5 protein-coding genes are annotated in these 3,650 nt (G+C 66.2%); 3 read left to right on the top strand and 2 right to left on the bottom strand.

The window, feature by feature from the left end; translation table 11 throughout:
* Nucleotides 1-210 (bottom strand): RidA family protein (locus ABT116_RS40760; protein WP_502984027.1); only part of this gene is annotated, 210 nt, incomplete at its 3' end.
* A 54-nt stretch (nt 211-264) separates the two neighbouring features.
* Entirely contained in the window at nt 265-945 is a 681-nt protein-coding gene (locus ABT116_RS40765) for a haloacid dehalogenase type II (RefSeq protein ID WP_351645162.1), read from the bottom strand.
* Nucleotides 946-1,239: 294 nt separating this feature from the next.
* Here ABT116_RS40765 and ABT116_RS40770 point away from each other — a divergent pair, with 294 nt between their 5' ends.
* The 3 genes from ABT116_RS40770 to ABT116_RS40780 form a co-directional block, all read left to right on the top strand.
* Entirely contained in the window at nt 1,240-1,926 is a 687-nt protein-coding gene (locus ABT116_RS40770; RefSeq protein WP_351645165.1) for a GntR family transcriptional regulator, read from the top strand.
* Nucleotides 1,927-2,712: 786 nt separating this feature from the next.
* Nucleotides 2,713-2,922, top strand: a complete 210-nt coding sequence (locus tag ABT116_RS40775; protein ID WP_351645167.1) for a DUF2180 family protein — start codon at nt 2,713-2,715, stop codon at nt 2,920-2,922.
* Nucleotides 2,923-3,440: 518 nt separating this feature from the next.
* Nucleotides 3,441-3,650: RidA family protein (locus tag ABT116_RS40780; protein WP_502984028.1), on the top strand; the 210-nt coding region annotated here is incomplete at its 3' end.

Raw genomic sequence — 3,650 nt, forward strand, 5'->3', positions numbered from 1 at the left:
CTCCAGCTCCACGTCACGGCCGACAACGCCCTGACCCAGCAGCTCGCCGTCCTTGAACGGGAGTTGGCCGGAGAGGTGGATGGTGGAGCCCACCGTCCGGTGGGGCACGAGGTACGTGCTGCCGGCGAGGACGGGCAGCTTCAGCCCCAGGGCCTGGAGCCTTTCTGAAGCCGAGTCACCCTTGACGGTCTGAGGCAGGGGCTGACTCATTCCGTCACCGCCTTGCTGTGGATCATTTCCTCATTCTCCGCTCGGGCTCAGGCGTCAGGGGCGCGGCAGACCGAAGAGGACGGGGAGGTCGGCGATGTCGGTGATCCGCTCGTAGCCGAGCCAGTGCTCGTCGTGCTCCCAGCCGCGGTCGACGTACACCTTGTTCTCGATGCCCATGATCGCCGCGGAGCGCAGGTCGTACATCGGGCTCGCGGAGACATGGACGAGCTCGTCGGGTGTCACGCCGAGCTTGTCGAACATGTAGTCGAACGTGCCGAGTCGCGGCTTGTACATGCCCATCTCCTCGGCGCTGATGATGACCTCGAACGGCGCCTTGAGGTTCTCCGCGAGGCGCACGGCGTGCGCGGTGTCGCTGTTCGTGATGATCACCAACGGGACCGCCTCGGCCAGGCGGTTCAGCGCCTCGGTGACGCCGGGGTGCGGGCCCCACGTGGGGATGCGCTCGTACACCGCCCGCGCCTCGTCCTCGCGGTACTCGAGACCGACCTTGCGCGAGGCGCGCTCCATGGAACGCGCGACGACCTGGTGGAACGGCTGGTACGCGCCCGTGCACTCGTCGATTCGGTACGCCTTGCAGATCCGCAGGTACTCATCGGCGACCTCGGCCGGCAGCCGGTCGCCCAGGACCTCACGCATCGTGTCGTTGATTCTGAAGTTGATCAGCGTGCCGTTCATGTCGAACGTCACGAACTTGGGCTTGACGTCGAATCCCATTTGGTCCTCCTGGTGTTCCGTGGAGCATCCTGAGCCTCATGGTCGATTGTCGACCATTTCGTGTGGTCGATTGTCGACCAAAGAAGCCTCGCCTGTCAACAGCATCAGAGGAGTGCATAGGACAGACCGGCGCTGATCCACTTCCGTGTCGCCGCGACCCGTGAGTCGGGCGGGGCGCGGCTGTGCATTCAGGAACCCCCTGTCAGGCAGCCGACTTGAGGTGTGGCTGCAACCAGCGGAGGTATAGTCGACAAACGACCAAGTGGTCGACAGATACTGAGGGAGGGCAACGGGGTGGACCACAAGTTCGAGTGGCAGGAGCAGCGGATGACGACGCCGGACGGCGTCTACCGCACACTGCGTGCCGCCATTCTCGACGGGACCGTACCTCCTGGTGGCCAGCTGCGCGAGGCGCACATCGCCGCGGATCTCGGGATCAGCCGGTCCCCGCTGCGCGAGGCGCTGACCAAGCTGGAGGAGGAAGGGCTCGTCGTCAAGATCCCCTACCGTGGGGCGTTCGTCGTAGAGGTGAGCGCTCGTGAGGTCGCCGAGATCGACTCGGTCCGGCTACGTGTCGAGCCGTACGCCGCCGAGCTCTCGGCCGAAGCCCTGCGCGGCGCTGAGCGGTCTCAGCTGCTGCAAACCGTCGAGGATCTGCGCCGGGCCATGGAGAAGGACGACATCCCGGCCAGCATCGACGCGCACCTTCGCTTCCACAGGCTCTTCTACGATCTCTCGGGGCACGGCGTCCTGCAGAGTCTCTGGAACGGCTGGGAGACCAAGCTGCGCCTCCACCTCAGCGTCGATCACCGCACCTACAGCGACGACCCGCATCAACTGGTCGTCGAGCACGAGCGGTTGGCCGCGGTTGCCCTGGAAGGCGACACCGACGCGTTCCGCCAGGAACTGGCCGCCCATTTCCCCATGGGGCTGGGAGCCCAGACGGGGGACCCGGGGGAGCGCACGTCCCGGCAGGTATGAGGCCATGCCGCCTGCGTGAGGTGTCCAAGCCCGCTCGCTGTGCGGGTAGCTGGGCGGGCGGGTCCTTCTTCCAGGAGGCGGCGGGTCGCGGCGGCCGTGTGTCACCGCGGCTTCTCCTGCGGCGCAGTCGGCGCCGAGTCCCGTGCGCTCGATGATCGAGTGTGCGACCACCGGCAGGACCGCGGTCGGTCGAGGCCTTCCCGTGGAACATCCTCGCCCCTCGGCGAAGCGCCGGTATGCGGTGGCGGCAGCTGCGGCAGCACCGCGCCACCGCATGGCGGCCCGAACCCGTAGGCAACTGCCGGCCATGTGCAGACAGGCGAGGCCATGAAGGTGCCCGCTCCCAGGGGCTCGCGGTTACGGCCCGCCGTCGGCCACTGCCCTGTGGGCGCTTGGAAGTTCGGGGTAGTCAGTCGCCGCCGGTGAGGCACATGCGTAGCCGTTGGTCGGCACGGTCCCCCGAAGCCACAGGCGACGCGTCGGGAAGGCATCCCGGCGCGCCGTCCGCACCGTGCCGGCTTTCAACGGGCGATTCTCCCTGGAGCGCGGGTCGCGAGCGGCCGGGACGCGGACCGCGCCGCTGTACCTCTGAACAGCGACCGCTGACCGGTACTCAGGTCAACCCGCTCACTGCATGGCACACTCACCCGCGATCGAGTCTCAGTCTTGACAAAGTCTAAACTGGAGCATACTTTTCAAGCTCCTTGAGTAGGTGTGCGTGGCCTGGGTGGGTTTGTTCATGTTGGTGGCCGCCACACCTGGCCCCTGCTGAAATCGGAGTTGAACATGAGGTGCTACGACTGCCTCCAGGAGGCGCGCAGCGACACCACCGGCATCGGTGTGTGCTCGCGCTGCGGCCTGGCCGCCTGCGAGAACCACGCCCGCGTACGTCAGGTACAGGTCACCCGCCAGATCGGCATGGGTGCTTCGTACGGCCGTGTCCCGGCACGCAGGGTGGTGTGCCACACCTGCGACACGGCCGAGACGGCGCACTGACCCGGATGGTGCGCTTATCGCACCGCATCATCGGTCGCCGAACGAGCTCTTACTGTCCGAGCAACCTTTCTTGGCCCGCCCGGACGCCACCCCGGATCACTGGTGCGGCGTCCGGGCCTCATTCGTGGCAAGGGTTTCCTCAAGAGCCGACCAGAACGGCGCGGTCAACTTCCGCCGTCTGTCAGTGAGTTGCTCCATCACGGTTCTTCCTGCCGAACCGGATGAGGTCGGTGAGTCAGGGCGCGGCGTCGACCGTCGCTTCCAGCAGCGGCGGGTCCCGCCGTACGTGGTGTTCCGAGGGTGCATTCGGGGTTGAAGAGCGTATTGACAGTGCTCGACGGACAGCCATATGGTCGACAAACGACAATAGGGTGGCGCTTATAAGCCACCATACGGCGCTATATCGCCGCTGTTACTCGCGAGGAGAACCGAGTACAGATGATCAACATTCATGCGAATCGGGCTCTCGTGGCCAACTGCGTGGGTATGTGCCCTGCTCTGTCCGAGGAGGTGGCTCGATGAGCCGGTCCGTGACTTCGGCAGCGAGCACCGACTCGGCTTCCGACCGGCTCCAGGCCCTGGGTCTGGCCCTGCCCGAGCTCAGTGACAACCCGTACTACGTGCACCACCGGGCCGTGGGATCCAGTATCTACATTTCGGGCCAGCTGCCCTACCAGGACGGTTGGCTGCAGGGTCAGGGCACTGTCGGCCGGGAGGTCGAGCTGGCT

This window comes from Streptomyces sp. NPDC002130 (assembly GCF_040296465.1).
In the GTDB taxonomy this organism is placed as follows: Bacteria; Actinomycetota; Actinomycetes; order Streptomycetales; family Streptomycetaceae; genus Streptomyces.

Coding starts and splice junctions, on each gene's coding strand:
- ABT116_RS40765 (WP_351645162.1), bottom strand. CDS start 945: ATGGGATTCGACGTCAAGCCCAAGTTCGTGACGTTCGACATGAACGGC.
- ABT116_RS40775 (WP_351645167.1), top strand. CDS start 2,713: ATGAGGTGCTACGACTGCCTCCAGGAGGCGCGCAGCGACACCACCGGC.